Origin of the sequence: Lacrimispora sp. (genome assembly GCF_047605665.1) — a bacterium.
Classification (GTDB): domain Bacteria; phylum Bacillota; class Clostridia; order Lachnospirales; family Lachnospiraceae; genus Lacrimispora.
The window spans coordinates 59,320-86,292 of the sequence record NZ_JASGFH010000021.1 but is presented as its reverse complement, the minus strand read 5'-3'; the positions used below and the strand labels follow the sequence as shown (position 1 = coordinate 86,292).

Sequence of the window (26,973 nt, the reverse complement as noted above, 5' to 3'; positions counted from 1 at the left end):
TGATTGCAAGAGCACTGGTTGATAATCCGGATCAGGTTGTTGTGGCTGAAACTGTAAAGGACGATGAAATCATTCTTGAGCTTACAGTAGCGCCTTCCGACATGGGCAAGGTCATTGGCAAGCAGGGCCGTATTGCAAAGGCAATCCGTTCTGTTGTAAAAGCAGCAGCTTCCAAAGAAGATAAGAAGGTTACTGTAGAAATCCAGTAATGACAAGACCGCCGGCCAGTTGGGAAGGCGGTTTTTTCTTCCTTAATATAATATGGAGAGACAGATGGAAAATTTATTGAGAGTCGGTGTGATCTCCTCCACCCATGGGGTGAAGGGAGAGGTGAAGGTCTATCCTACCACAGATGATGTAAACCGGTTTAAGAGTTTAAAAAAGGTGATTCTTGATACAGGCAGGGAGCATATGGAACTGGAAATCCAGAACGTGAAATTTTTTAAGAATATGGCGATTCTTAAATTCAAGGGATATGACTCCATCGATGACATTGAAAAATACAAGGGAAAAGATTTGCTGGTCACCAGGGACCAGGCTGTGAAGCTGGGACCGGATGAAAATTTCATTGCTGACTTAATCGGGCTTACGGTGGTTACGGAGGACGGAGAAGAATTCGGAACTCTGACGGACGTAATCAAGACCGGGGCAAATGACGTTTATGAGGTGAAAACCAAGTCAGGGAAGGAAGTCCTGCTTCCGGCCATTAAGGAATGCGTATTAAGTGTGGACTTGGAGACAGGAATTGTAAAGGTCCACATCATGGACGGACTTCTGGATTAAAATAGGGAGCGGATGAAAGATGAACTATCACATACTGACCTTGTTTCCTGATATGGTTTTAAACGGCTTAAATACCAGCATTATCGGAAGAGCGGCGGAAAAGGGCCTTCTCTCCATTGAAGCCATTGACATCCGGGATTATTCCACGGACAAGCACCGGCGGGTGGATGATTATCCATACGGAGGCGGAGCCGGAATGGTGATGCAGCCTATGGCTATTTGTGATGCCTATGAGGATTTGTGCGGGAAGCTGGAAAAAAGACCACGTGTCATTTATATGACTCCCCAGGGAAAGGTTTTTAACCAGAAGATCGCAGAGGAGCTTTCCAAGGAGGAAGACCTTGTTTTCCTCTGCGGCCATTACGAAGGAATTGACGAAAGGGCTTTGGAGCTGATTGCAACGGATTATCTCTCCATCGGCGATTACGTCCTGACAGGAGGAGAACTTCCTGCCATGGTGATGATTGACTGCATTTCCAGATTGATTCCCGGCGTTTTAAATAACGACGTTTCCGCTGAATTTGAATCCTTTCACGATAACCTGCTGGAATATCCCCAGTACACCAGACCGGAGGAATACAAGGGCCTGCGGGTTCCTGAGGTCCTCTTATCAGGCCATCATAAAAACATCGATACCTGGAGACGGGAGCAGTCCATTAAGCGGACTCTGGAACGGCGGCCCGATCTTTTAGAGGAAGCGGTCCTGACAAAAAAAGAAGCGGAATATTTAAAAAAACTGGAAAAAGAGCTGGAAAACGGGGAATAATTTATTGTAACAGTTCAGTACGGCGGAATGATGGGGAGAAAATCAGCGTCAAGCTCGCTTGTAAGCTGATTTTCGCACCATTATTCCCATCGGAGGAACCTCCGATGCTTCTTGTATGGCCGAAGGTCATGCAAGAAGATACCGTACTAAACTGTCACAATTTATTCATGAAAGGACTTGCAATCCAGAGGCCTTTATGTTAGAATACAAAATGTTGTGATGAAAAGGAGATGGTCCTCTGTTACGGATTCCAGTATGAAGTATTAAGAACATCAAATAAAATCAAGGAGGTTCACACAATGAACGAAATTATTAAGAATATCGAAGCAGCACAGTTAAAGCAGTCCGTACCGGAGTTCCACGTTGGCGATACCGTTAAGGTATACAACAAGATCAAAGAGGGAACCCGTGAAAGAATCCAGATTTTTGAAGGAACTGTCATCAAAAGACAGAACGGCGGCGCAAGAGAAACCTTTACCGTAAGAAAGAATTCTAACGGCATCGGCGTTGAGAAGACCTGGCCATTACATTCCCCTTCTGTAGACAACATTGAAGTTGTAAGAAGAGGTAAAGTAAGAAGAGCAAAACTGTACTACTTAAGAGACAGAGTAGGTAAGGCTGCCAAGGTAAAAGAATTGGTTAGATAATTCCGGAACAGTTGAAAGGGACAATGCAAATTGTCCCTTTCTTGACATGAGTTGCCTGATGAGGGCATGAAGAACTCACGGCGGGTAACCCAGTCGTTCGATGAGCAGAGCGAATCGGACTTCATTATAAAGGTGTTTAAAAGATGGATTTTTATCATAGTGAAGATAATAACAAGCTTCGCCACTGGGTCAACTGGATCGTTGACATCGTCGTGGTCATTGCACTTGCATGGTTTCTGGTTTACGCCTATGGAACCCAGATCGTCATTGCAGGCCATTCCATGTCCCCCCTTCTGGCATCAGAAGATGTGGTTTTGATGGACCGGCTTTCTTATGATTTTGGGCGTCCGCTCCGGTTTGACGTGGTGGTATTCCAGAGAGAAGACCAGAAGATGAATGTAAAGAGAGTCATCGGTCTGCCGGGAGAAACGGTTCAGATAAAAAACGATGAAATCTATATTGACGGTGAGAAGTTAAAGGAGCCGGAAGGTTTGGGCCGGGTCTCCCTTTCAGGGCTTGCGGAAAAGCCTGTAAAGCTGGGAGAAGATGAGTATTTTTTGCTGGGCGATAACCGGGACAGCAGTGAAGACAGCCGTTTTTCCAACATAGGAAATGTGAGCGGCAGACAGATACAGGGAAAAGTATGGTTTCGTATGAAACCTTTTGCAAAGATGGAATTAATTCGTTCAAGATAGAGGAATGTTATGAATATACAATGGTACCCAGGTCATATGACCAAAGCCAAAAGGGCAATGAAAGAAGATATCAAATTAATTGATTTGATTATAGAGCTGGTGGACGCAAGAGTCCCTTTAAGCAGCCGCAACCCCGATATTGACGAGCTGGGAGCCGGGAAGGCCCGGATGGTCCTGCTCAATAAGTCTGACTTGGGAGATGAGCGCTACAACAATGCCTGGGCTTCCTATTTTGAGGAAAAGGGCTGTCACGTGATCAAGGTCAATTCCAGAACAGGATCAGGCTTAAAGCAGATCAACAGCGTGGTACAGGAGGCCTGTAAGGAAAAGATAGAGCGGGACCGCAGAAGAGGGATTTTAAACCGTCCGGTCCGTGCCATGGTGGTGGGAATTCCCAACGTGGGAAAGTCTACCTTCATCAATTCCATTGCTGGAAAGGCGTGTGCCAAGACAGGAAATAAACCTGGAGTGACCAAGGGAAACCAGTGGATCAGGCTCAATAAGAATCTGGAACTTCTGGACACACCGGGAATTTTATGGCCCAGATTTGAGGACCAGCAGGTGGGACTTCGTCTGGCTTTTATCGGTTCTGTCAATGACGAGATTTTAAATAAGGATGAGCTTGCTTTGGAGCTGATCGGTTTCTTAAAGAAGGAATACCCCCAGGTGCTTTCTGAACGGTACGGAATCACTGACGGGGAGGATATAGCGGTATTAGGGCAGATCGCACAGGCCAGGTCTTGTCTCGCCAGAGGCGGGGAACTGGATTTAGGCCGGGCGGCCAATCTTTTTATCGATGATTTCCGAAGCGGAAAGCTGGGAAAGATCACTCTGGAATTTCCGCCACAGCCATAAGCATTTAAGAACATACGGGCCGGCTCTTAAAAAGGGCGGGCCTTCTTTTATAAACGGAGCGCATACATGAGAAAATTAACGGAAGAAAAACTTCAGGCAGAGCGGGAACGCCTGGAGAAGATGAAGGAATTTGAATACCGGTATGAGGAGCATATTGCAGTCTGCGGCATTGACGAGGTGGGCCGGGGGCCTCTTGCAGGTCCGGTGGTGGCAGGTGCGGTGATTCTGCCAAGAGACTGTGAGCTGCTGTTTTTAAACGACTCAAAGAAGCTGACGGAGAAACGGCGGGAAGCCTTATTTGATGAAATCCAGGAAAAAGCCATTGCCTTTTCCATCGGGGTGGTGGGAGCTGACGTCATCGATGAAATCAATATTTTGCAGGCCACCTATGCGGCCATGAGGCAGGCCATAAAAGGCTTAAAAACAGAGCCTGAGGTGCTTTTAAATGATGCTGTCACCATTCCGGAAGTCGCCATTTCCCAGGTTCCCATTATCAAGGGAGATGCAAAGAGCGTATCCATTGCCGCTGCCAGTGTTCTGGCAAAGGTGACCAGGGACCGGATGATGGAGGAATATGACAAGCTGTTTCCGGAATATGGGTTTGCAAAGCACAAGGGGTATGGGACCGCTGTCCATATTGCCGCTTTGAAGGAATTTGGCCCCTGTCCCATTCACAGGCGCAGCTTTATTAAAAATTTCACAAGCTGATTGCAGAAAAATATGATATATGGGGGATGAGCTTGAAAAATTCAAGACAGGTTGGAAATCAGTTTGAAGAAATGGCCGCTTCCTATCTGCAGGGCGCCGGATATGAGATTCTGGAACGGAATTACAGGGACCGGCTGGGAGAAATCGATATTGTTGCAAGGGATGGAAGATATCTGGTTTTCATAGAAGTGAAATACCGGACCAGTTCAGAAAAAGGGGACCCGGCAGAGGCTGTTCACAGCCGGAAGCAGAGAAGGATCAGAAACGGGGCCAGAGGATATCTGTATTGTCATGGCCTGGGAGAAGATGTTGCCTGCCGGTTTGATGTGGTTGCCATATTGGGCCATGAAATCCGGCTTATTCAGGATGCATTTTAAACGGAGGTATAACGGATGAAAGATATATGGAAGCGCAGGGGCAAAGAGATATTGGATTATAAGACAAAAGGCCCGGCCCCTTACTTATCCTTTCCCATTCTGGAAGAAACCGGCCTGGTAAAACAGGGCTTTTCAACGAAACTGGGCGGAGTCAGCCAGGGGAAATTCGCCTCTATGAACCTCACTTTTACCAGAGGAGATAACCCGGAGCATGTGATGGAAAATTACAGGAGGATGGCAGAGGCCCTGGGTGTTGAGGCAGAAAAGATGGTTTTATCCTACCAGACCCATACCACCAATGTGAGAGTGGTGACGGAGGAGGATGCCGGAAAAGGAATCACAAAGGAGCGGGAGTATAAAGATGTGGATGGCCTGATCACCAATGTTTCCGGGATCACCCTGGTGACCTTTTATGCAGACTGCGTCCCTCTTTACTTCCTGGACCCGGTTCACAAGGCCATCGGGCTCAGTCATTCCGGATGGAGAGGAACTGTAAACCGCATGGGAGAAGTGACGGTAAAGAAGATGGGAGAAGTCTTTGGATCAAAGCCGGAAGATATGATTGCCTGCATCGGTCCCAGCATCTGTAATGAGTGTTACGAGGTGGGAAGCGAGGTCGCGGGAGAGTTTATGAAAGGGTTTGATGAGCAGCACTGGGAGGAGATTTTAAAGGAGCAGGGAAACGGAAAGTATTTGCTGGATCTTTGGAAGGCCAACAAAATTGTGCTTAAGGAAGCCGGGGTAAAGGAAGAGCATATTCAGGTTACGGATATCTGCACCCGCTGCAATCCGGAGTATTTATTTTCCCACCGTGTTACAGGAGATGAGAGGGGAAACTTAGGGGCATTTTTAAGCCTGATTCCTTAGCATAGAAAATGGGGCAGTTCGCAACAGGAACTGCCCCATTTTAAAGCATTAAAAACGCCCGGAATATTTCTTTAAAAGCTTCTGTATTTTTTCGGTAGAAGAGAGGGCTGTGCTGATGGATACGTCGTGATTTAAGGAATTCACAACAGCAGCCATGTATTTGCTGACATCGGCTTCCACATACCATTCCTTGTCAAACAGCTCTTCAGGACGGTAGTTTAAGTTGGTGGTTACCACGCAGTCGATATAGCCCTTGTTGTAGAATTCATCAAACTTTGACAGTCCGTTGGTAAACAGTCCGAAGGTACAGCAGACGATGACCTTATCGGCCTTGCGCTCCTTTAATTCCCTGGCGGTATCCAGCATGCTTTCACCGGAAGAAATCATGTCGTCCACAATGAGAACGGTCTTGCCTTCTACGGAGGAACCTAAAAATTCGTGGGCAACAATGGGGTTGCGTCCGTCAATGACCTGGGAATAATCCCTTCTCTTGTAGAACATACCCATATCAATACTTAAGTTGTTGGCCAGATATACGGCCCGGTCCATAGCACCCTCATCAGGGCTGATGACCATTAAGTTCTCTTTGTCAATCTTTAAATCGGGATAGTGCTTTAATACTGCCTTGACAAACTGATAGGTGGGCATGAAGTTGTCAAAGCCGCTTAATGGAATGGCATTCTGGACTCTGGGGTCATGAGCGTCAAAGGTGATGATATTGCTCACACCCATGTTTACCAGCTCTTCTAAAGCCATGGCGCAGTCTAAGGATTCCCGTTTTGATCTTTTGTGCTGGCGGCTCTCATATAAAAACGGCATGATAACGCTTACCCTGTGGGCAGTGGCGCTGCATGCACCGATAATCCGCTTTAAATCCTGAAAATGGTCGTCGGGAGACATGTGGTTTGTATAACCGTTGACCGTATAGGGGATGCTGTGGTTAGTCACATCCACCATTGCGAAGATATCCGTACCCCGGACAGACTCCTTGACGATTCCCTTAGCTTCACCGCTTCCAAAACGGGGGCAGTGGCATTTTAAAAGATAAGAGTCAACATCATATCCGCGGTAATGAAGATCGGCTTCCCGGCGGGTAAGCTCCTCGATATCATTCCTGCGGAATCCCACAATGTGGTCATTCACTTTTGTGGCCAGCTCCCTGCAGCTTTCCAGCGCTGCGATCTTTAAAGGACCTACAGGAAGCCGGTCGTTAAAAACATAATCATTTGCCATGACAAAGATTCCTCCATAAAAATGAACAGCCAGCCGTAAGACTGCCTGTTTATAATCTTACATCCCTTTATACCATTGATTGACAGAATGCGTCAATAGCCTTTGTCACATTTTAGGGAAAAATACAAAAAACAGAGGGAAAGGCAATTTTTGTTTGCATTTCCATAGAAGGTTATTATATAATACCAGTGCGAATGCTTCATTTATGACAAAAAATGGACATCCTTTATATAGATCGGCAGTTACAGAAAGGTAAAGAAATAATGAACAAAAAAGGGCACACCATAAAGGAAATCGCTCCCGGTTCCATTGCGGAACAACTGGAGCTGGAGCCTGGTGATGAAGTTCTGTCCATAGACGGACACGAGCTGGAAGATATTTTTGACTATGAATATTACATGAACAGCGAAGCCATTCTCATGGTGGTGCGAAAGCAAAACGGAGAAGAATGGGAGCTGGAAATAGAGAACCAATACGAGGATTTGGGAATCACCTTTGAAAACGGACTCATGAGCGAATACCGCTCCTGCAGGAATAAATGCATTTTCTGCTTTATAGACCAGATGCCGCCGGGCATGAGGGAGACTCTTTATTTTAAGGACGACGATTCCAGGCTATCCTTTTTACAGGGAAATTATGTGACTCTGACCAATATGAGCGACCATGATATTGAGCGCATCATTAAATTCAAACTGGCGCCCATCAACATATCGGTCCACACCACCAACCCGGAACTGAGATGCCAGATGCTTCACAACCGGTTTGCAGGGGAAGCCCTGGGAAAGATTCGCAGGCTTTACGAAGCGGAAATCCCCATGAACGGGCAGATCGTGCTGTGCAAGGGAGTCAATGACGGAAAAGAGCTGGACCGGACCATCAGGGACTTATCAGAGTATATTCCCTTCATGGAAAGCGTTTCCGTGGTGCCTGTAGGCGTGTCTAAGCACAGGGAGGGCTTATATCCCCTGGAGGCCATGACAGCCGAGGATGCCAGGGATTGTTTGAAAATCGTGGAAGAGTGGCAGGAAAAGCTGTATGAAGCCCATGGCAGCCATTTCATCCATGCCAGTGATGAATTCTATATCCTGGCCGGTCTGCCAATTCCGGAAGAGAACCGCTACGACGGGTACATCCAGCTTGAAAATGGAGTGGGAATGCTCCGGATTTTAGAAGAAGAAGTGAAAACTGCTTTAAAGAGTCTGGAAGGAGACAGCCGCATTGGAGAGATTTCCATTGCAACAGGAAAACTGGCTGCTCCATTTATTAAAAACCACAGTGAACTGATCCGAAAAAAGTTTCCGGGTCTGAGCGTTCATGTATATACTATTGAAAATGTGTTTTTTGGAGAGCATATTACGGTAGCGGGCCTGATTACGGGGCAGGATTTGATCAAACAGCTTTCCGGGCAGCCCCTGGGCCAAAGGCTTTTGCTTCCGGAGTGCATGTTCCGCAGCGGAGAAGAGGTATTTCTTGATGATCTGACCCGTCAGGATGTACAAAAGGCTTTACAAGTACAGGTAGATATTGTAAAATCAAGCGGTCAGGATTTTGTGCAGGCAGTTTTGGGGCCGGTAGGAAAGAACGAAGTTTCTTATGAAGGATACGAATTGAACACCCTTGCGGGTATACCTCTATGCCGGGAAGACGGGCAGGAAAGAGGAAAGGAGATACAATATGAGTAAACCAGTAGTTGCCATCGTAGGCCGCCCCAATGTGGGAAAGTCTACGCTGTTTAATGTTTTGGCCGGGGAGACCATTTCCATTGTAAAGGATACTCCCGGAGTTACCAGGGACAGGATTTATGCTGACTGTACCTGGCTTGATATGAATTTTACACTGATTGACACAGGCGGTATTGAGCCTGACAGCGGGGACATCATCCTGTCACAGATGAGGGAGCAGGCGGAGATCGCCATCGCTACGGCAGATGTGATCATCTTTATCGTGGATGTGCGCCAGGGCCTTGTAGATGCGGATTCCAAAGTGGCGGATATGCTGCGGAAATCGAAAAAGCCTGTAGTCCTTGCAGTCAATAAAGTGGACAGCTTCCAGAAGTTTGGAAATGACGTATACGAGTTTTACAACCTGGGAATCGGCGATCCCATCCCTGTATCAGCAGCTTCCAGGCTGGGGCTTGGAGACCTTCTCGATGAGGTGGCAAAGCATTTTGACTTGAGCCAGTTTGAAGAGGAAGAGGATGACAGGCCGAGAATTGCCATCGTAGGAAAACCCAATGTAGGAAAATCTTCTATTATAAATCAGCTTTTAGGAGAAAACCGTGTGATCGTTTCCGATATTGCAGGAACCACCAGAGATGCGGTGGATACAGAGGTGGTCCATGACGGCACCGAGTATGTATTCATTGATACGGCAGGCTTGAGGCGAAAGAGCAAGATCAAGGAAGAGCTGGAGCGCTACAGCATCATCCGTACGGTTACGGCAGTGGAACGGGCCGATGTGGTGGTCGTGGTCATAGACGCCCAGGAGGGAGTCACCGAACAGGATGCCAAGATTGCAGGCATTGCCCATGAAAGAGGAAAAGGAATTATTGTGGCCGTAAATAAATGGGACGCCATTGAAAAGCATGACAAAACCATTTATGAATATACTAATAAAATCAAGGACACCTTATCCTTTATGCCTTATGCGGAATTCGTGTTCATTTCTGCCAAGACGGGACAGAGGATGAATAAGCTGTTTGAGCTGATTGATATGGTCCGAGAAAACCAGACCCTGCGTGTAGGCACCGGAGTGCTCAATGAAATCATGTCGGAAGCAGTTGCCCTGCAGCAGCCTCCTTCTGACAAGGGCAAGCGTCTGAGACTTTACTATATCACCCAGGTAGCCGTAAAGCCGCCTACGTTTGTTATTTTTGTAAACGATAAAGAACTGACCCATTTTTCTTACACCAGATATATTGAAAATAAGATCAGAAGTGCGTTTGGCTTTAGAGGCACTTCCCTTAAATTTATATATAGAGAACGGAGCGGAAAGGAAACATAATTATGGAGAGGATCATTTGTCTGTTAGCCGGTTATTTGTTCGGCCTTATACAATCCGGATATTTTTACGGAAGAGCCCATAAAATCGATATCCGCAATCATGGAAGCGGAAATTCCGGCACCACCAACGCCTTAAGGGTCATGGGGGCAAAGGCCGGAGCTGTCGTCTTTCTCGGCGATTTTTTAAAAGCCTTTCTGCCCTGTATGGCGATACGGCTTATTTTCCGGGAGCAGCCGGCTATGATTTATCTTCTGATTCTGTATACGGGTTTCGGCGTTATTTTAGGGCATAATTATCCGTTTTATTTAAGCTTTAAAGGAGGAAAGGGCATTGCAGCTACGGCAGGCCTGATTGTGGCTCTGGATTTATGGCTTATGCTGTTATGTCTCGTGACCTTTGTGCTGATCGTAGGCGTAACCAGATACGTGTCCTTAGGCTCTCTGGTGGTTGCAACCATTCTCTTTGTATGGCTGGTTCTGTTCGCGGCAATGGGGATCTATGAAGTTCCCCCTGTCCTGCGGCCGGAATTTTACATAATGGCAGGGCTTATAAGCGGCCAGGCATTCTGGCGCCATCGGGCCAATATAGGCAGGCTGATGCATGGAACGGAAAACAAGCTTTCTGTTGGATCAGGAAAAAAAGGCTGAAAGAGATGAGGTGAAGCAAATGGCTAAAGTTGGAGTGATTGGTTCAGGAACCTGGGGAGTTGCCCTGGCAGTGCTTTTGCATGAAAACGGACATGAAGTGACAGTCTGGTCTGCCATTCCTGAAGAGATTTCAGAGATGAAAAAAACCCGCGGGCATCAAAACCTTCCGGGCCTGGTTCTGGCTGAGGGTATCGAGCTTACGGAGAATCTGGAAGAGACCATGACAGGCCGGGATATTCTGGTAACTGCAGTTCCTTCCGTGTACGTGCGTTCCACCGCAAAGAGGATGAATCCCTACTGCCGCTATGGGCAGGTGGTGGTCAACGTTGCCAAGGGAATTGAAGAGTCCACTCTGATGACTCTGTCTGAGATTCTGGAGCAGGAGCTTCCCATGGCTGATGTGGCGGTGCTTTCCGGCCCCAGCCATGCAGAAGAGGTGAGCAGGGGACTTCCTACCACATGTGTGGCAGGCGCCCGCACCCAAAAGACAGCAGAATACATTCAGGGCATTTTCATGAAGGATGTTTTCAGGGTCTATACAAGCCCGGATATACTGGGAATTGAGCTGGGAAGTTCTTTAAAGAACGTCATCGCCCTTGCTGCGGGAATTGCAGACGGTTTAGGCTGCGGGGACAATACAAAGGCAGCTTTAATCACCAGAGGCATCGCTGAAATTTCCCGGCTTGGAACTACCATGGGAGGAAAATTCCAGACCTTTTACGGCTTGTCCGGCATCGGAGACTTAATCGTAACCTGCGCCAGCATGCACAGCCGCAACCGAAGGGCAGGCATTTTGATCGGCCAGGGAAAGACCATGGAGGAAGCCACAAAGGAAGTGAAAATGGTGGTAGAAGGCATCTATTCTGCCAGGGCTGCTCTTGCCCTGTCGGAAAAATATGAAGTCTCCATGCCCATTGTGGAACAGGTGAATGAAGTCTTATTCAATGGGAAGCCTGCTTCTGAGGCAGTAAAGGATTTAATGCTGCGGGATAAGACCATAGAAAGCTCACTTATTCCATGGGACAAAGCAGGAGAATAGATGATTTTTTTTGAGAATTGTATTAAAATTAGTTGACATTTTTATAAAGCCACTTTATTATTAAGACTATGTATACGTCAAAAGGGCTGAATTTGCTTTTGATTTGACGGAATATGTGAAAATGCTTTATAAGGAGGAAAGATTTATGAAAAAATCTATGAAAAAACTGCTGAGTCTTGGTATGGCAGTTGCCATGGCAGCATCTTTGACTGCCTGTGGCGGCAATGCTTCACCCAGCGGCACAACAGCAGCGGAGACAAAGGCTGCAACAGGAGAAAGCACAGCAGCGGGTGCCTCAGGAGAAGGTTCTTTTAAGATCGGCGGCATCGGACCTGTTACAGGCGGCGCAGCTATCTATGGACAGGCAGTTATGAACGGTATGGATTTGGCCGTAAGCGAGATCAATGCAAACGGCGGCATCAACGGTGTCCAGATCGAGTACAACTTCCAGGATGATGAGCACGATACGGAAAAGGCAGTTAATGCTTACAACACCTTAAAGGACTGGGGTATGCAGATGCTGATCGGTGCTGTTACTTCCGCTCCTACCATTGCAGTGGGCGCAGAGACCAGCAACGACAACATGTTCCAGCTGACTCCTTCCGGTTCCGCAGCAGACTGTACCAAATTTGAAAATCAGTTCCGCGTATGTTTTTCTGACCCTAACCAGGGTGTAGCATCTGCACAGTACATCGGCGAGAACAAGCTGGCTACCAAGGTTGCTATTATTTATGACAGCTCTGATGTTTATTCATCAGGTATTCATGATAAGTTTGTATCTGAAGCTGGAAATCAGGGACTTGAGATCGTTTCTGACGAAGCTTTCACAGCAGATAACAACACAAACTTCTCCGTACAGCTTCAGAAGGCACAGGATTCCGGCGCAGAGCTTGTATTCCTTCCAATTTACTATTCACAGGCAGCTTTAATCCTTGCTCAGGCAGATCAGATGGGATTTGCAACACAGTTCTTTGGCTGTGACGGTCTGGATGGACTTCTGACTGTAGAAAACTTCGACACCGCTTTAGCTGAGAACGTTATGCTTCTCACTCCGTTTGCTGCAGACGCAGAAGATGAGCTGACAAAGAAATTTGTGGAAGCTTACAAGGCAAAGCACAACGAGATCCCCAACCAGTTTGCTGCAGACGGCTATGACGCTGTTTACGCAGTAAAGGCTGCTGCTGAAAAAGCTGGAATCACGGCAGACATGGATGCATCTACCATCTGTGAAGCTTTAAAGACTGCTATGACAGAAATCAGCATCAACGGATTGACCGGTGAAAACATGAAGTGGACTGCAGACGGTGAGCCGGAGAAAGCTCCAAAGGCTGTTAAGATCGTAAACGGTGTTTACACAGCTATGTAATATAATATGACCCAACAGAGGGTCGTCCAAAGGACGACCCTCTTATTTTCCTTACAAAAAACGAATGAGGTGCGTTGATATGATGAGTTTCATATCCTATTTTATTAATGGTGTAAGTCTTGGCAGTGTTTATGCGATCATTGCATTGGGTTATACCATGGTATATGGCATTGCCAAGATGCTTAACTTTGCTCATGGCGATGTTATTATGATTGGGGGATACATGGTGTTCACAGTTGTCAGCACAATGGGCTTAGGACCAGTTGCCGGCATACTTTTTGCAGTTATCTTATGTACTGTTTTGGGCATGGTCATTGAGGGCGTGGCTTACCGTCCTTTGCGTATGGCAAGTCCTTTGGCAGTTCTGATTACGGCAATCGGTGTGAGCTACCTGCTTCAGAACATCGCACTGCTTGTTTTTGGTTCCAATCCAAAGTCCTTTACTTCCGTTGTATCCATTCCGGCTCTCAAGCTGATGGGAGGCAAGCTGACGATTTCCGGCGAAACCATGGTGACCATTACCAGTTGTATCATCATTATGGTGGTTCTGACTTCTTTTATTAAGAAGACCAGGGCAGGACAGGCCATGCTGGCCGTATCAGAGGACAAAGGGGCTGCTCAGTTAATGGGAATCAATGTGGATGGCACCATTGCCCTTACCTTTGCCATTGGCTCCGCACTGGCTGCTATTGCCGGCGCTCTTCTTTGCTCCGCATACCCGACTCTCACTCCCTATACCGGTGCCATGCCTGGAATCAAGGCGTTTGTGGCTGCTGTATTTGGGGGAATCGGCTCCATTCCCGGAGCTTTTATCGGAGGCATTTTACTGGGTGTCATTGAAAACTTAAGCAAGGCTTATATTTCCTCCCAGCTTTCCGATGCCATCGTATTTGGAGTCCTCATTGTGGTCCTTCTTGTGAAGCCCACCGGAATTTTGGGCAAGAAGATCAGCGAGAAAGTATAATAGGTGGACGACATGGAAAAAAATACAAAAACAACATTCCGTTTGAACAAAACAACCAAAAGCAACATCATAACCTATGGGCTTGTGATTGCTGCTTATTTTGCGGTACAGCTTCTGGTAAATGCAGGTCAGGTCAGCAGCCTGATGAAAGGACTTTTAGTTCCCCTCTGTATTTACACCATTCTTGCAGTGTCCTTAAACTTAACCGTAGGAATTTTAGGAGAGCTGAGTCTGGGCCACGCAGGCTTCATGTGTGTGGGCGCATTTTCCAGTTCCCTGTTTTCCATCGCAACGTTAGAGACAATTCCAAGTGCAGGAGTCCGGTTCTTTTTTGCCATCCTGATCGGAGCGGCAGGAGCCGCCTTGGCAGGCATTGTGGTGGGAATCCCGGTTTTAAGGCTTCGGGGAGATTACCTTGCCATTGTAACTCTGGCTTTTGGTGAGATCATTAAAAACGTGGTCAACGTGGTTTACATTGGAAAGGATTCTCAGGGCCTTCATATATCCATGAAAAATGCGGCTGCCCTCAACCTGGAAGAAGGGGGCATGATCATCTTAAACGGTGCCCAGGGAATTACGGGAACCCCTAAGAACTCCACTTTTACCATCGGTGTGGTTCTGATTCTCATTACCCTGTTCATTGTGCTGAACTTAATCCACTCCAGGTCCGGACGTGCCATCATGTCGGTTCGTGACAACCGGATTGCAGCGGAGTCCATCGGAATCAACATCACAAAATACAAGCTTATGGCCTTTACCATTTCCGCTTCCCTCGCAGGAGCAGCGGGAGTGCTGTATTCCCATAACCTTTCATCCCTGACAGCCACTCAGAAAAACTTCGGTTACAACCAGTCCATTATGATTCTTGTATTCGTAGTTCTCGGCGGCATCGGAAATATCCGCGGCTCCATCGTATCAGCCGTGCTGCTGACTCTGCTTCCGGAGCTTTTGAGAGGGCTTAATAATTACCGTATGCTGATTTATGCCATCATTTTGATTGTCATGATGATCTTCAACTGGAGTCCCAAGCTGATCGACTTCAGAAAACGCCATTCTCTGAAACGGTATTTTGGCAAAAACAAGGCAGAAAAGGGAGGCGCATAATCATGGCATTACTGGAAATTAAAAATCTGGGCATATCCTTTGGAGGCCTGCGTGCTGTTGACGATTTCAACATCACCATTGATAAAGGACAGCTCTATGGGCTTATCGGGCCTAACGGGGCCGGTAAAACCACAATCTTTAACCTTTTGACGGGCGTATACAAGCCCAATTCAGGCACCATCCTTTTGGAAGGTAAAAATATAACAGGAAAAAAGACGGTGGACATCAACCGGACCGGAATTGCAAGGACCTTTCAGAACATCCGTCTGTTTAAAGAACTGACGGTTCTTGACAATGTAAAAACAGGGCTTCACAACGGCTATCCCTATTCCACCATAACAGGCATTTTCCGCCTTCCAAAGTATTATAAGGTGGAGAAGGAAATGGATGAAAAAGCCCTTGAGCTTTTAAAGGTATTTGATTTAGATAAGGAAAAAGATACCCTTGCTGCAAACCTGCCCTATGGAAAGCAGAGGAAGCTGGAGATTGCCAGGGCTCTTGCCACCAACCCCAGGCTTTTGCTCCTTGATGAGCCTGCGGCAGGCATGAACCCCAACGAAACCAGTGAGCTTATGGATACCATCCGCTTTGTACGGGATAATTTTGATATGACCATTTTGTTGATTGAGCATGACATGAAGCTTGTTTCCGGCATATGCGAGCGCCTGACAGTATTGAATTTCGGTCAGGTTCTGGTCCAGGGAAAGACTGCGGATGTACTCAACAATCCGGAGGTCATCAAGGCATATCTGGGAGAATAGGGAGGCTTAAAACATGGCAATACTTGAAGTGAAGGATCTGGAAGTACATTACGGCATCATCAAGGCGCTGAAGGGTATTTCTTTTGAAGTGAAAGAAGGGGAGATCGTAGCTTTAATCGGTGCAAACGGAGCGGGCAAGACCACCACCCTTCATACCATAACCGGGCTTTTAAAGTCCTCTTCCGGCAGCATACAGTTTGACGGACGGGATATCACAAAAATCCGGGGAGATAAAATCGTGAGCATGGGAATGGCCCATGTGCCGGAGGGACGGCGTGTGTTCGCTTCCCTGACCGTTTATGAAAACTTAAAGCTGGGCGCTTATACCCGGAAGGATAAAGACGAGATCGAAGAGACCCTCAACATGATTTACAAGCGGTTTCCCAGGCTCTTGGAGCGTAAAAACCAACCGGCAGGAACCTTAAGCGGCGGAGAACAGCAGATGTTAGCCATGGGTCGGGCTCTTATGAGCCATCCAAAGGTCATTGTCTTAGATGAGCCATCCATGGGACTTTCTCCGATTTACGTCAATGAGATCTTTGATATCATTCAGGAGATCAACAAGTCAGGAACAACGGTTTTACTGGTGGAACAGAATGCGAAAAAAGCCCTGTCCATTGCAAACCGGGCCTATGTTCTTGAAACAGGAGCCATTGTTTTAAGCGGCGATGCAACCGAGCTGATGAACAATGATTCCGTTAAAAAAGCATATTTAAGCGAATGACACAAACCCTGCCGTCTCCCTGATAACCTTAAGAATACAGGAGGCCGCAGGGTTTTTCCTGTCATAAATGCGTCCCCTCTGCATATAGTGTAACAGCACAGAAGGGGGAATCTTTATGGACAATTATAACGTATACAGTGATATTAAAGCCAGGACCAACGGAGAGATTTACATCGGAGTAGTGGGACCGGTGCGGACAGGAAAATCGACTTTTATCAAGCGTTTTATGGAATTGATGGTTTTGCCTGTTATGGAAGATGAGCACCAGAAAACCCAGACAAGGGACGAACTGCCACAGAGTGCGGCAGGAAAGACAGTGATGACTACAGAACCCAAGTTCATCCCAAAGGAAGCAGCAAGCCTTCACCTAGGAGATGGAATCGAAGCCAAAGTCCGCTTGATTGACTGTGTGGGCTTTATGGTGGATGGCGCAGCCGGTCATATTGAAAATGATGAAGAGCGTCTGGTAAAGACCCCCTGGTTCGATTACGATATTCCTTTTACCAAAGCGGCAGAAATCGGCACCAGAAAGGTCATTAACGACCACTCCACCATCGGCGTGGTCATCACCACAGACGGCACCATCGGGGAATTGAAGCGTCCTAATTACATAGCTGCCGAAGAGCGCACAGTGGACGAATTAAAGGTATTGGGAAAACCCTTTATCATCCTGCTTAACTCTGCTAAGCCGTATTCCGATGAAACAACGGAGCTGGCCAAAGACATGAGCGAAAAGTACGGGGTGACGGTTCTGCCCGTCAACTGTGAGCAGTTAAAGAAAGAGGATGTGAACAACATTTTAGAGCGGGTATTAAAGGAGTTTCCGGTGACGGAAATGGACTTTTTTATTCCCAAGTGGCTTGAAATCCTGCCTGCCACCCACTGGCTGAAAGCCCAGGCTATCCAGGTGGCAAAGGACATGGTGAAAAAGGTTTCCCACATGAAGGATGTGACCTCCAGTCTTTTGGAGGGAGTGGCTGAAAATGTCCGTTCTGTCAAGGTGCAGAACATGAACATGGCTGACGGAAGCATTGAAATGGCCATGGATGTGGATGACAGCTATTATTATCAGATTCTCAGCGATTACGTTGGAATCCCCATTGAAGGGGAATACCAGCTCATGCAGATTTTAAGCGAGCTGGCAAAAATGCGCACCGAGTATGAAAAGGTCAATCAGGCCATGAATCAGGTGCGGATGAAGGGTTATGGAGTGGTGACGCCTGAGCGGTCAGAGATTTTGTTAGATGAGCCGGAGGTGATCAAACACGGAAATAAATACGGCGTCAAGATGAGGGCAGAGGCTCCTTCCATCAATTTGATCAAAACCCACATACAGACGGAAATTGCCCCTATTGTGGGAAGCGAACAGCAGGCTGAGGATTTGATCGCCTATATCAAGGAAAGCGCAAGAAACAGCGAAGAAGGCATCTGGAACACCAATATTTTCGGAAAGTCCATTGAACAGATCGTAGAAGACGGCATCCAGGTCAAAGTCTCCCAGCTCACGGAAGACTGTCAGATCAAGCTTCAGGAAACCCTCCAGAAAATTATTAACGACAGCAATGGCGGTATGATTTGCATTATCATTTAAAAGAGTGGTATACTATCCACGAAAGCAATGAGCAGTGGGAAAGAAGACGCGGATATTTTTTCGTTGTGCTCGCACATAAGAAAAAATATATGTGGCTTCTTTCATAGGGCGAATGCCCGTGAGCCCTTAAATCCGCAGGATTTGAGGGCTCCCACTGCGGATTTACAACACCAATACAAAAGGAGGGGTTTTATGAAACTGATGTTTGTTGGAGCAGCCCATGAAGTTACCGGGAGCTGCCACTATCTGGAGGCCGCCGGCCTTAAAATTCTTGTAGACTGCGGTATGGAGCAGGGAGTAGACAAGTTTGAAAATGTAGTTCTCCCAGTCAGCTATGCAGAAATTGATTACGTTCTTCTGACACATGCCCATATCGATCACGCAGGAATGCTTCCATTTATCTATGCAAGAGGTTTCCGTGGAAAGGTGATTTCCACCGATGCCACCGCTGATCTTTGCAGCATTATGCTGAGAGACAGTGCCCATATTCAGGAGTCAGAAGCGGAGTGGAAGAACAGAAAGGCCAGACGGGCCGGAGAGCCGGAGGAAGAACCCCTTTATAAGACCGAGGATGCTGTTGGTGTATTGGAACTGTTCCGTTCCTATCATTACGGGGAAAAGGTGGAACTGGAAGAGGGCCTTACGGTCCGCTTCATTGATGTAGGACACCTTCTTGGTTCAGCTTCCATTGAGGTCTGGATTACGGAAGAAGGCAATGCGAAAAAAATTGTCTTTTCCGGAGATATCGGAAATAAGAACAAGCCATTGATCAGGGACCCCCAGTACATCACCCAGGCAGATTATGTGGTCATGGAATGCACCTATGGAGACCGAAACCACGATCCCCTTCCGGATCACGTTTCCATTCTTGCGGATATTGTCCAGAGAGCTCTTGACAGAGGAGGGAATGTCGTAATACCGGCTTTTGCTGTGGGCAGAACCCAGGAACTTCTCTATATTTTCCGCCACATTAAGGCAGAAAAAAGGATTACCGGACACGATGGATTTGAAGTTTACGTCGACAGTCCCCTGGCTGTTGAGGCCACCCAGGTGTTTAAGGACAATTTGGCTGACTGCTACGACGAAGAGACAAAAGAACTGGTCATGAAAGGCATTAACCCCATTTCTTTCCCAGGGCTTAAACTGTCTGTTACCAGTGAAGATTCCAAAAACATCAATTTTAATCCTAAGCCCAAAGTGATTATATCAGCGGCAGGCATGTGTGATGCGGGCCGTATCCGCCATCATTTAAAGCATAATCTGTGGAGGCCGGAGTGTTCCATCGTATTCACCGGCTACCAGTCCGTAGGGACTTTAGGAAGAAGTCTGGTGGATGGGAACAAAGAGGTAAAGCTGTTTGGCGATACCATTCATGTAGAAGCCCATATTGAACAGATGGGCGGAATGAGTTCTCACGCAGATATGGAAGGACTGATTACCTGGTTGAACGCATTTGAAGAAAAACCACGTCAGGTATTTCTTGTACACGGAGATGACCAGACCGCCAAATTCTTTGCAGAAAAAATGGAGAGAGAGTACGGACATAACATAAAGGCCCCTTATTCAGGCTCTGTTTATGACCTCGCTCTTGGCCGCTGGGAAAAAGAAACAGAAGGCATCCCCATTACAAAGGTCATGGAAACTTCCAAAAAGCCTGTGGGCGTATACGGAAGGCTCTTTGCCGCCGGAGAAAGACTTTTGCAGGTTATCCGCAACAATCAGGGAGGCGCCAACAAAGATCTTGCCAAGTTTGCAGATCAGATCAATTCGTTATGTGATAAATGGGACAGATAAGGAGAACCTCAGAAAATGACCAAAGTACTGTTGTTTACAGATGGAGCTGCAAGAGGAAACCCTGACGGGCCGGGAGGCTACGGAACGGTTTTACAGTTTACGGATTCCCAGGGGCAGCTCCATGAAAAGACCATGTCGGCAGGCTATAAAAAGACCACCAACAACCGGATGGAGCTGATGGCAGCCATCGCAGGCCTGGAAGCTCTTACCAGACCCTGCCAGGTGGAGCTTTACTCTGATTCCAAGTACGTGACAGATGCTTTTAACCAGCACTGGATTGACAACTGGGTGAAAAACAACTGGAAGCGGGGCAAAAGCGGTCCTGTAAAAAACGTGGACTTGTGGGAACGGCTTTTAAAGGCCAAGGAACCTCATCAGGTGACCTTTCACTGGGTAAAAGGACATGCAGGCCATCCTCAGAATGAGCGGTGTGATAAGCTGGCTACAACAGCCGCTGACGGGGCTGATCTGCTGGTTGACGAAGGGGTATAAAACTTACATATCTCTTACAATGTCTTACTAAATGTGAATTCCTATTTTCTTTCTTTTTTATTTGTGATATGGTAATTTCATCAAGTTAAGTCAGGTGATCATACATGAATAAAAATAGAGGAATTTGGATTGTAATCGGAGGTATTCTGGTTATTGGAATCTTGATAACCTTAGCCACGAACAATTTCGTAAAGAGTAAAGAAAACCTTCCGAATTCCGGAAAGGGGGCGGGGCAGTCGGCTGTCCTGTCCCAGGAATCGGAGGAATCAGAAAGCTACGGCGGTCAGCCGGAGCTGTTTTCCCTGGAGCAGGCTGCGGCCCCCCAGGAAATAGCCAGGGATCAGGTCATAGCGGGAAAAGAGAGGCCTTCCGCAAAAGAGGAAGGCAGTTCTCCGGAATCAGGTGATATGAGCTTTTCAGTCAGGAGCATGGAAGCCCCTGCTCTCCAGGCTGAGACAGAGGCTGTGATCTCTCCCATCAGCCCTGATGTAAAAGTCAAGCCTTCTGCTGAGTCCGCCCCTTTGGAGGGAGCAAAATATTATGAGAAGCGCTTATCAGAACTGGATATCCAGGTTAAAAAGATGTGGAAGGAGTCAGGGGATTCAAACACCTATTCCATGAAAGCTCTGGCAGATAAAGAACTGAAGCTGTGGATCAGGGAACAGAATATTATTTATGATGCGGTTTCAGAAATGCTCAGTGAGGAAGAACAGGTGCAGATGGAGACTTCCCAGCAGGAATGGAATAAAGCAAGGGATGCAAAGGCACAGGAGGCTGCAGACAAATACAGCGGCGGAACCCTGGAAGAAGTGGAGTATACTGCTTCTTTGGCAGAATCCACAAGAGCCAGGGCTTATGAGCTCCTGGCTGAATATGGGACTGTCCTTTCTCCTTCCAAAAACCCCTGAAACTCCTGGAAATACGTTTCTTCCACCTTTTTCATCCAAACAGTGATGTTCTCCTCTGACAGGCGGAGGATCAGGTGAATGGAGCCAACGCATTCCCCAACGACCTGGACCGGCAGATATAAGGTCATGTCATGGGCCCATATGCCCTGAACAGCAATTCTCTGCTCATACTTAGACAGCACGCTGATCCGGGCTTCTTCAAAAGAAAAGGGGATTTGAAAATCCCCATCCGTTCCGGAGAGAACCAGCTTTCCCTCTGAATATCCAAAAGAGAGGGAGAGCCGGGAAAAGCCTGCCGGGTTCTGATAAATCCGGTAGGAAGTATCCCAGGCACCAGGACCTCTTTTAACCGGAATCTGTTCTGTTTTACCACGTCCGTGACTTATCTTTTCCACCGTCTCATAAACAAGGTCCAATATCTTCTGATTTCCTCCCTTTATATTCTGAGTATCAGCAGTAATCACGAAAATCAAATCTTCTTCCGGATAAAAGAGAACATACTGTCCCCCCATGCCGTACATGCTAAAGCCCTTTCGTATGCGCCAGAACTGATATCCGTACCCCTGCTGTTCGTCAAGGGTCTGGCCGGAATGGACGGTGGGAACCTGGAAAGAGACAGCTTCCCTTAGATAATCTGCAAATTTCCCTTTTCCCTTCTGAACCGTATCCATACAATACCTCCCAAGCTTTAGAAGGTCCATGGAGCGGGCCATAAGGCCGGAGCCTCCCATTTCCGTTCCGAAAGGGTCCGGGAGGATATAGGACTCCTTAGAAAAGCCTGTTTGATCGAGACATGTTCCCCGGAGATAATCCAGAATCCCTTTTCCGGTAAGTTTTTTTACAAGAGCAGCCAGAGTGTGGCTGGAAGAGGTATCATAAAGAAAAATCTGACCGCTTCGGTGGGTGGGAGGTGTGGAAAAAAAACTCTCCACCCAGTTTTTTTTGCTGTCCAGCTTATAAGTAGTGGAAGAATGGCATGTCTCCATAGAAAGCATATGTCTTATGGTCATTTCCCTCAACCAGGGATGAACCGTTGTGCCTGTACAGTATTCGGGAAAATAATCGGTAATCCTGTCATCCAGAGAAAGCCTGCCTTCTTCCAGAAGAAAGCCTATGGCAATGGAGCAAAAGCTTTTTGTAATAGAAAACATGCGGTGGAGATCGTTTTTCCCGTAGGGAGCCTGATACGTTTCCTTTAACAGTTTTCCGCCTCTTTCTGCAAGAAAGCTATGGACAGGAAATTCACTTTTCTTAAGTGAGAGCCAAAGCTCCTCCATAAGGGCTGAGATGTCTGAATCCGTCTCGCATCTGTTATTTTGCATTAACCTTATCCCTCATTTCTTTTGGCGATACGCCAAAATTCTTTTTAAATACCCGCCGGAAAGAAGATGCGTTGTTATATCCCACATATTGATACAGGGCGGACAGGCTTGTGTCGGATTCCCGGATCAGTTCCCTGGCTTTTGCCATGCGCAGCCGTTCCAGATAATTGGAGAAGTTTTCCGTCATCTCTTTCTTGAACAGATAGCTGAAATAGTTCTCTGAAATTCCGAATTCATCCGAAATCTTTGTCAGGCCCAAATCCGGGTCACTGTAATTGCTGTTTATATACTCCTGGATTTTAAGAATCAGTTCATTTCCTTCGGAGCCGCATACCTCGCATAAGCGGAGAGAGATAGACGTCAAACTCTCCAGGCTCATTTCCCCTTCAAACTGTTTGTCGATGATATCCAGAAGCTTTCGTTTTTCCGGATTCAGACCTTCTGCGCTGATGCTGTGCCTCTTCTTAAAAACAGTGGCCCGTACATCGGAGACCAGCCATTGCCGCTGGGCATAGGAGAGGCTTCTCTTTCCCATGTTTTCATTCTTAATGAGCTTGAACAGTTCGCTTACCTGTTCCTTGTTCCCGACGGAAATAAAGCCGCTGAGCTGGACAGAGAGGCTTTCCGGATAATAGTAGATATCGCTGGCAGAAGCGAAATCACTGCTTAAAATATAATTTTCCAGAGTGGTGACGGATTTAGCTTCCTTGGCCTGCTGATACGATTTCCAGGTGTAGGAAACGACTTTGTTTCTGCCGCCTAAGCCGCCCCTGATCCAGATTCCGTACTTCACCAGAAGCTCGTTGTGAAGGGCTGTAAAGGTTTCCTGGCTCTGATTTGTGACTTCTTCATGGGAAACTCCTTCTCCGGAGGCAATCAATATGGCAAATGCCTGGTCGGAAGGCTTGTAAATATAACCGGTGTCAGGGAAATGGCGGCGCAGGGCTTCTCTCACCAGCATGTCATAGTTTTGCAGGCACAATTCCAGATCCTTGGGGCTTATGACGGAACCGTCTGAAGGCGACACCTCCGTGTAAAGCACATGGTATTTTGTATCCGAACGGTCCAGGGAAAGCTCTTTTACGATGTATTCTATCTCATCGTTGGTGGTGTTGCTCCCTTCCATGATCTTTCTCATATAGGATTCAATGACCATGGGCTTTTGTTTTTCCACCAGGAGATTTAAATATGTCGCAGTGGATTCCTTTGCAATCAGTTCATTTGACAGTTGAGTCAGGCGGCGGCCTCCCCGCACAGAAAAGGCGGCTGCAATACTACCGCCCAGGAGAAGGGCAGCAATGGTGATCGCAGTAAAAAAGCGCTGATAGGAAACAATGGAATAGTAGGCTTTATCCTCAGGCTGGACCAGGTAGTATGTCCAGTTATTGTAGCTTGAGGAAAGAGAGGTCACCAGCATTTCCTGATGGTTTTCCGGAGAGATGAAGCTGGCGGTCTGGTTTTTATAATCCAGTTTATCGAAGCCCTGAAAGATGTTGACTTCTTCTGAATTGGACAGAAAAAACGTCTGAGCGCCGTTCTGGTCGTAGGCAACCAGATATCCGTCTCCATACAGGTTCATATCCGCAAAATATCTGCTCAAAAGATCGTGGTCGAACTCGTAGCCCAGAACAGCACCTGCGTTCATTTTAAGAACCGAGGCGGAGAGGGGCTGTACGTAAAGAAAGCGCCTGACGAGTCTGTCGCGCCGGCTAAAAGGAATGAACTTGTTCCAATAGTCGCTGTTTTGAAGGGCCTGCATAAACTGCTCCGGATTAATCTGATAAGTGGAATTATGCCTTGTATAAAAGCCGTAATCCGAAAACTGTGTGGAAGAAATTACATGTTCTGATTTTTTTAAATAAACAAAGGAATTGATGATGGGAAGCAGCACTTCAACCGGCAGAATGGACTTTAAGCTCAACTGGCTCTTATAAGCCTGATAATAAAAGGCCGGTCCTTCTTCTCCCGTAAGCTGGGTCAGATCATTAAATACAATGTTGGAAGATGTCTGTCCCGCTGCTGCATTCATCAGTCTCATGGTGGAATCCAGTTGAGTGACCGAAGAAGAGAGGGCGAGGCGGTTCTGCTGATTGATTCCGCTTTTTACCTGGCGGTAAGAGATGTAATAGAGAGCAGCTCCAATGATAAGAATAATTGCCAGGATCATGATGTAGGACAGCATCAGCTGGTGTTTCAGCGAAATATCGTTATTTTGTTTTTTCATATTTACCATTCCTTTTTCTATATGTAAAAATTATAGTATAAATTATTATTAAAATCAAGAAATGGAAGGCTGAGAGGAAATTATGCTCCATGATAATAAAAAATGTGCGCTGAAAAATGCTCTTTTATTATGCAATTATTTCATTTGCCAGATGTTCCATATTCGGAATGAGGGAACCGCGATCACTGTAAAACCTCAATGAGGCGGGATTGAAAAAGCGGTTGAAGACGTGTTTTTATAATAAATAATGCAGTATAAGAACAATTCTGAAGTTATGTACCCTAACAGTAAAAAGGGTGCGGTGGAGCCTTTGGATTTATCCTGTGGACATTTCATCAAAAGCCCTTTTTTGTTGCAAAGTTCTAGGAACATTTGCATAATAGATATGGAGAAAACCAGCTCATATAAAAAAGTGTACAACAAAAGATAAAACCGTGCGTTGAAATTATGCGTTTTCACTGATATGATGAGTCTGCGGTCGAAACCGTACTGAAAAATAATTGGGAGGTAGAAAATGAAACTCAAAAAATTGGTTGCATCAGGAATGGCTGTCACAATGGCAATGTCTGTAGTGTTAAGCGGGTGTTCCTCCAAGAAAACAGAAGCGCCCTCCGGCGGCGCAGCTTCTACGGAGGCAGGAGAGACGACAGCAGCAGCGGAGGAAATTAAAAAACCGGAAAAAATCACTATTATGGTAGATGGAACGGTGACAACGCAGCAGAACAACAGAGATGCGTTTGAAAAGAAATGGGAAGAGCTTACAGGAATTGAACTGGAGATCATCCAGCCTGATCACAAAGCATATTACGATGTGGTTGGTCAGACCTTTGCATCAGGCACAGAAAACTGGCCCGATGCCATTATCCTTGGTTCTACATATTATCCAGGCTACGCAGGGGAAGGCGCTTTATGGGATATGACCGAGGCTTGGAATAATTCCGAGTTAAAGGCTTCCGGACGCGTAACCGGCGAAGATGTGGTAGAGAATATGAAGATTGACGGAAAGCTCTATGGTTTCCCTGTTACCAGAGGAAACGGCTGCGTTACTTATGTAAAGAAGAAATGGCTGGATAACGTAGGCTTAGAGGCTCCTGCAACTTACGATGAGTATTTAAATATGCTGAAGGCATTTAAAGAGGGCGATCCGGATGGAAACGGCGTTAACGGGGATACCTACGGTGTTTCTGCAGCCGGAATTATCGGAGAAGAATCTCCTTTTATAAACTATCTGCCTGAATTTTATCAGGATTCCTATTCTTCCTTTATAAAGGGAGACGACGGCGTATGGTCCGACGGATTTACAAAGGACAACTTCAAAGAGGCCTTAAAGAGACTGCAGGATGCTTATGCGGCAGGATATATTGACAAGGAAACTCTGACAAACACAACAAATGATTGCCGCAATAAGTTCTATGAGGACAAATTCGGCGTATTCACCTACTGGGCAGGAACCTGGGCTTCCAACTTAAAGAACAACCTGGAATCCAATGGAAGAGACAGCGAGCTCATTGCTTTAAAGCCTATTGCAGAAGTTGGAACATATCTGGAGAGAACTCCTCCCGTATGGGCTATTACCGCCTCCTGTGAAAATCCTGAGGGCGTATATAAATATCTCATTGAGTCCATGTTAGACGGCGGAGATATGCAGACTCTCTGGAGCTACGGCGTAGAAGACGTGCACTGGTCAACAAAAGCGGAAACTATTCTGGAGAAGAACTACACAGAAGGCCAGTTCCATACAAAAGAAAGTCTGGAGAGACCGGGAACACAGTATACGAAGCAGCACTTAGATTCCATGCTCGCTGTAGTCGGCTGGGATAACAACCCTGGAAAAGATACGATTGCTCCGGAAGCCATGGCTGCTCAGGAATTGTTTAACGAGAACTGCCGTCAGGCTCAGGTCGTTCCTTCTACAGAAGAGATGGCAACCTATAACGGAGATCTCACCACCCTTAAAAACTCTATCATTGCGGATGTTGTTGTCCAGGGGCTTTCCGTGGATGAAGCTTACAAGCGCTTTGAAAGCGACGGCGGTGTAAAGTGGTCACAGATGATCGTTGACTCCCTCAATGCACAGGAAGCAAAATAGTTTCAGAATCGCTT

General features: G+C 46.8%; 26 protein-coding genes. 23 read left to right on the top strand and 3 right to left on the bottom strand.

All coding sequences use genetic code 11. The annotated features are described in order from the left end of the window. Nucleotides 1-2: 2 nt before the first annotated feature. The 9 genes from QM657_RS16270 (at nucleotide 3) to pgeF (ending at nucleotide 5,698) form a co-directional block, all read left to right on the top strand. Nucleotides 3-209, top strand: coding sequence for a KH domain-containing protein (locus tag QM657_RS16270; RefSeq protein ID WP_415067747.1), 207 nt, complete (start codon nucleotides 3-5; stop codon nucleotides 207-209). Nucleotides 210-273: 64 nt separating this feature from the next. Further along, nucleotides 274-783, top strand: coding sequence for a ribosome maturation factor RimM (rimM, locus tag QM657_RS16265; protein WP_415067746.1), 510 nt, complete (start codon nucleotides 274-276; stop codon nucleotides 781-783). A gap of 19 nt (nucleotides 784-802) precedes the next feature. Continuing rightward, nucleotides 803-1,549, top strand: a complete 747-nt coding sequence (trmD, locus tag QM657_RS16260; protein ID WP_415067745.1) for a tRNA (guanosine(37)-N1)-methyltransferase TrmD — start codon at nucleotides 803-805, stop codon at nucleotides 1,547-1,549. 299 nt (nucleotides 1,550-1,848) lie between these two features. Next, complete coding sequence (gene rplS / locus QM657_RS16255; RefSeq protein ID WP_415067744.1) at nucleotides 1,849-2,196, top strand: 50S ribosomal protein L19; 348 nt, start codon at nucleotides 1,849-1,851, stop codon at nucleotides 2,194-2,196. Nucleotides 2,197-2,339: 143 nt separating this feature from the next. After that, entirely contained in the window at nucleotides 2,340-2,891 is a 552-nt protein-coding gene (gene lepB, locus QM657_RS16250; protein ID WP_415067743.1) for a signal peptidase I, read from the top strand. Nucleotides 2,892-2,900: 9 nt separating this feature from the next. Further along, on the top strand, nucleotides 2,901-3,746 hold the full coding sequence (gene ylqF / locus QM657_RS16245; protein WP_415067742.1) for a ribosome biogenesis GTPase YlqF: 846 nt from the start codon (nucleotides 2,901-2,903) through the stop codon (nucleotides 3,744-3,746). 66 nt (nucleotides 3,747-3,812) lie between these two features. Then, nucleotides 3,813-4,454, top strand: a complete 642-nt coding sequence (locus QM657_RS16240; protein WP_415067741.1) for a ribonuclease HII — start codon at nucleotides 3,813-3,815, stop codon at nucleotides 4,452-4,454. A gap of 32 nt (nucleotides 4,455-4,486) precedes the next feature. Continuing rightward, nucleotides 4,487-4,831, top strand: coding sequence for a YraN family protein (locus QM657_RS16235; RefSeq protein ID WP_415067740.1), 345 nt, complete (start codon nucleotides 4,487-4,489; stop codon nucleotides 4,829-4,831). A 15-nt stretch (nucleotides 4,832-4,846) separates the two neighbouring features. After that, nucleotides 4,847-5,698 (top strand): peptidoglycan editing factor PgeF, encoded by an 852-nt coding sequence (pgeF, locus tag QM657_RS16230; protein WP_415067739.1) that lies wholly within the window; start codon nucleotides 4,847-4,849, stop codon nucleotides 5,696-5,698. A 48-nt stretch (nucleotides 5,699-5,746) separates the two neighbouring features. On the opposite strand, the gene QM657_RS16225 is transcribed toward pgeF, so the two are convergent. Further along, nucleotides 5,747-6,931, bottom strand: a complete 1,185-nt coding sequence (locus QM657_RS16225; RefSeq protein ID WP_415067738.1) for a ribose-phosphate pyrophosphokinase — start codon at nucleotides 6,929-6,931, stop codon at nucleotides 5,747-5,749. 263 nt (nucleotides 6,932-7,194) lie between these two features. On the opposite strand from QM657_RS16225, the gene QM657_RS16220 reads away from it, so the two are divergent. From QM657_RS16220 to QM657_RS16160, 13 genes are all read left to right on the top strand, one after another. After that, nucleotides 7,195-8,613, top strand: coding sequence for a DUF512 domain-containing protein (locus tag QM657_RS16220; RefSeq protein ID WP_415067737.1), 1,419 nt, complete (start codon nucleotides 7,195-7,197; stop codon nucleotides 8,611-8,613). Next, complete coding sequence (gene der, locus QM657_RS16215; protein ID WP_415067736.1) at nucleotides 8,606-9,934, top strand: ribosome biogenesis GTPase Der; 1,329 nt, start codon at nucleotides 8,606-8,608, stop codon at nucleotides 9,932-9,934. The genes QM657_RS16220 and der overlap by 8 nt, the downstream gene beginning before the upstream one ends. Before the next feature lie 2 nt (nucleotides 9,935-9,936). Next, nucleotides 9,937-10,581, top strand: a complete 645-nt coding sequence (gene plsY, locus QM657_RS16210) for a glycerol-3-phosphate 1-O-acyltransferase PlsY (RefSeq protein ID WP_415067735.1) — start codon at nucleotides 9,937-9,939, stop codon at nucleotides 10,579-10,581. Between the two features lie 19 nt (nucleotides 10,582-10,600). Next, nucleotides 10,601-11,620 (top strand): NAD(P)H-dependent glycerol-3-phosphate dehydrogenase, encoded by a 1,020-nt coding sequence (locus QM657_RS16205; RefSeq protein ID WP_415067756.1) that lies wholly within the window; start codon nucleotides 10,601-10,603, stop codon nucleotides 11,618-11,620. Nucleotides 11,621-11,765: 145 nt separating this feature from the next. Then, nucleotides 11,766-12,986: an ABC transporter substrate-binding protein gene (locus QM657_RS16200; protein ID WP_415067734.1), complete on the top strand. Its 1,221-nt coding sequence runs from the start codon at nucleotides 11,766-11,768 to the stop codon at nucleotides 12,984-12,986. 82 nt (nucleotides 12,987-13,068) lie between these two features. Further along, nucleotides 13,069-13,950: a branched-chain amino acid ABC transporter permease gene (locus tag QM657_RS16195; protein WP_415067755.1), complete on the top strand. Its 882-nt coding sequence runs from the start codon at nucleotides 13,069-13,071 to the stop codon at nucleotides 13,948-13,950. Nucleotides 13,951-13,962: 12 nt separating this feature from the next. Further along, nucleotides 13,963-15,054, top strand: coding sequence for a branched-chain amino acid ABC transporter permease (locus QM657_RS16190; protein ID WP_415067733.1), 1,092 nt, complete (start codon nucleotides 13,963-13,965; stop codon nucleotides 15,052-15,054). Between the two features lie 2 nt (nucleotides 15,055-15,056). Beyond that, nucleotides 15,057-15,815, top strand: a complete 759-nt coding sequence (locus QM657_RS16185) for an ABC transporter ATP-binding protein (protein ID WP_415067732.1) — start codon at nucleotides 15,057-15,059, stop codon at nucleotides 15,813-15,815. 13 nt (nucleotides 15,816-15,828) lie between these two features. Next, the gene (locus QM657_RS16180) at nucleotides 15,829-16,539 is read left to right on the top strand and encodes an ABC transporter ATP-binding protein (RefSeq protein ID WP_415067731.1); all 711 of its coding nucleotides are present in this window, start codon (nucleotides 15,829-15,831) and stop codon (nucleotides 16,537-16,539) included. A 115-nt stretch (nucleotides 16,540-16,654) separates the two neighbouring features. Next, nucleotides 16,655-18,130: a stage IV sporulation protein A gene (gene spoIVA, locus QM657_RS16175; protein WP_415067730.1), complete on the top strand. Its 1,476-nt coding sequence runs from the start codon at nucleotides 16,655-16,657 to the stop codon at nucleotides 18,128-18,130. 192 nt (nucleotides 18,131-18,322) lie between these two features. Next, complete coding sequence (locus QM657_RS16170; protein WP_415067729.1) at nucleotides 18,323-19,924, top strand: MBL fold metallo-hydrolase RNA specificity domain-containing protein; 1,602 nt, start codon at nucleotides 18,323-18,325, stop codon at nucleotides 19,922-19,924. Between the two features lie 15 nt (nucleotides 19,925-19,939). Beyond that, on the top strand, nucleotides 19,940-20,416 hold the full coding sequence (rnhA, locus tag QM657_RS16165; RefSeq protein WP_415067728.1) for a ribonuclease HI: 477 nt from the start codon (nucleotides 19,940-19,942) through the stop codon (nucleotides 20,414-20,416). A 104-nt stretch (nucleotides 20,417-20,520) separates the two neighbouring features. Continuing rightward, complete coding sequence (locus QM657_RS16160) at nucleotides 20,521-21,324, top strand: lysozyme inhibitor LprI family protein (protein WP_415067727.1); 804 nt, start codon at nucleotides 20,521-20,523, stop codon at nucleotides 21,322-21,324. On the opposite strand, the gene QM657_RS16155 is transcribed toward QM657_RS16160, so the two are convergent. Both QM657_RS16155 and QM657_RS16150 read right to left on the bottom strand, forming a co-directional pair. Then, nucleotides 21,270-22,646: a serine hydrolase domain-containing protein gene (locus QM657_RS16155; protein WP_415067726.1), complete on the bottom strand. Its 1,377-nt coding sequence runs from the start codon at nucleotides 22,644-22,646 to the stop codon at nucleotides 21,270-21,272. The genes QM657_RS16160 and QM657_RS16155 overlap by 55 nt on opposite strands. After that, a complete protein-coding gene (locus QM657_RS16150; protein ID WP_415067725.1) occupies nucleotides 22,636-24,870 on the bottom strand; it encodes a helix-turn-helix domain-containing protein in 2,235 nt (744 codons plus the stop codon). Before QM657_RS16150 ends, QM657_RS16155 begins: the two co-directional genes overlap by 11 nt. 514 nt (nucleotides 24,871-25,384) lie before the next feature. Between QM657_RS16150 and QM657_RS16145 the strand changes: the two genes are divergently transcribed. Further along, nucleotides 25,385-26,959 carry an extracellular solute-binding protein gene (locus QM657_RS16145; RefSeq protein ID WP_415067724.1) on the top strand — a complete coding sequence of 525 codons (1,575 nt, stop codon included), beginning with the start codon at nucleotides 25,385-25,387 and terminating at the stop codon, nucleotides 26,957-26,959. The last annotated feature ends 14 nt before the right edge of the window (nucleotides 26,960-26,973 follow it).

What these genes read in the sequence shown, in the direction of transcription:
- rimM (WP_415067746.1), top strand. Translation starts at nt 274, where the DNA reads ATGGAAAATTTATTGAGAGTCGGTGTGATCTCCTCCACCCATGGGGTG.
- trmD (WP_415067745.1), top strand. Translation starts at nt 803, where the DNA reads ATGAACTATCACATACTGACCTTGTTTCCTGATATGGTTTTAAACGGC.
- rplS (WP_415067744.1), top strand. Translation starts at nt 1,849, where the DNA reads ATGAACGAAATTATTAAGAATATCGAAGCAGCACAGTTAAAGCAGTCC.
- lepB (WP_415067743.1), top strand. Translation starts at nt 2,340, where the DNA reads ATGGATTTTTATCATAGTGAAGATAATAACAAGCTTCGCCACTGGGTC.
- ylqF (WP_415067742.1), top strand. Translation starts at nt 2,901, where the DNA reads ATGAATATACAATGGTACCCAGGTCATATGACCAAAGCCAAAAGGGCA.
- QM657_RS16240 (WP_415067741.1), top strand. Translation starts at nt 3,813, where the DNA reads ATGAGAAAATTAACGGAAGAAAAACTTCAGGCAGAGCGGGAACGCCTG.
- pgeF (WP_415067739.1), top strand. Translation starts at nt 4,847, where the DNA reads ATGAAAGATATATGGAAGCGCAGGGGCAAAGAGATATTGGATTATAAG.
- QM657_RS16225 (WP_415067738.1), bottom strand. Translation starts at nt 6,931, where the DNA reads ATGGCAAATGATTATGTTTTTAACGACCGGCTTCCTGTAGGTCCTTTA.
- QM657_RS16220 (WP_415067737.1), top strand. Translation starts at nt 7,195, where the DNA reads ATGAACAAAAAAGGGCACACCATAAAGGAAATCGCTCCCGGTTCCATT.
- der (WP_415067736.1), top strand. Translation starts at nt 8,606, where the DNA reads ATGAGTAAACCAGTAGTTGCCATCGTAGGCCGCCCCAATGTGGGAAAG.
- plsY (WP_415067735.1), top strand. Translation starts at nt 9,937, where the DNA reads ATGGAGAGGATCATTTGTCTGTTAGCCGGTTATTTGTTCGGCCTTATA.
- QM657_RS16205 (WP_415067756.1), top strand. Translation starts at nt 10,601, where the DNA reads ATGGCTAAAGTTGGAGTGATTGGTTCAGGAACCTGGGGAGTTGCCCTG.
- QM657_RS16200 (WP_415067734.1), top strand. Translation starts at nt 11,766, where the DNA reads ATGAAAAAATCTATGAAAAAACTGCTGAGTCTTGGTATGGCAGTTGCC.
- QM657_RS16195 (WP_415067755.1), top strand. Translation starts at nt 13,069, where the DNA reads ATGAGTTTCATATCCTATTTTATTAATGGTGTAAGTCTTGGCAGTGTT.
- QM657_RS16190 (WP_415067733.1), top strand. Translation starts at nt 13,963, where the DNA reads ATGGAAAAAAATACAAAAACAACATTCCGTTTGAACAAAACAACCAAA.
- QM657_RS16185 (WP_415067732.1), top strand. Translation starts at nt 15,057, where the DNA reads ATGGCATTACTGGAAATTAAAAATCTGGGCATATCCTTTGGAGGCCTG.
- QM657_RS16180 (WP_415067731.1), top strand. Translation starts at nt 15,829, where the DNA reads ATGGCAATACTTGAAGTGAAGGATCTGGAAGTACATTACGGCATCATC.
- spoIVA (WP_415067730.1), top strand. Translation starts at nt 16,655, where the DNA reads ATGGACAATTATAACGTATACAGTGATATTAAAGCCAGGACCAACGGA.
- QM657_RS16170 (WP_415067729.1), top strand. Translation starts at nt 18,323, where the DNA reads ATGAAACTGATGTTTGTTGGAGCAGCCCATGAAGTTACCGGGAGCTGC.
- rnhA (WP_415067728.1), top strand. Translation starts at nt 19,940, where the DNA reads ATGACCAAAGTACTGTTGTTTACAGATGGAGCTGCAAGAGGAAACCCT.
- QM657_RS16160 (WP_415067727.1), top strand. Translation starts at nt 20,521, where the DNA reads ATGAATAAAAATAGAGGAATTTGGATTGTAATCGGAGGTATTCTGGTT.
- QM657_RS16155 (WP_415067726.1), bottom strand. Translation starts at nt 22,646, where the DNA reads ATGCAAAATAACAGATGCGAGACGGATTCAGACATCTCAGCCCTTATG.
- QM657_RS16150 (WP_415067725.1), bottom strand. Translation starts at nt 24,870, where the DNA reads ATGAAAAAACAAAATAACGATATTTCGCTGAAACACCAGCTGATGCTG.
- QM657_RS16145 (WP_415067724.1), top strand. Translation starts at nt 25,385, where the DNA reads ATGAAACTCAAAAAATTGGTTGCATCAGGAATGGCTGTCACAATGGCA.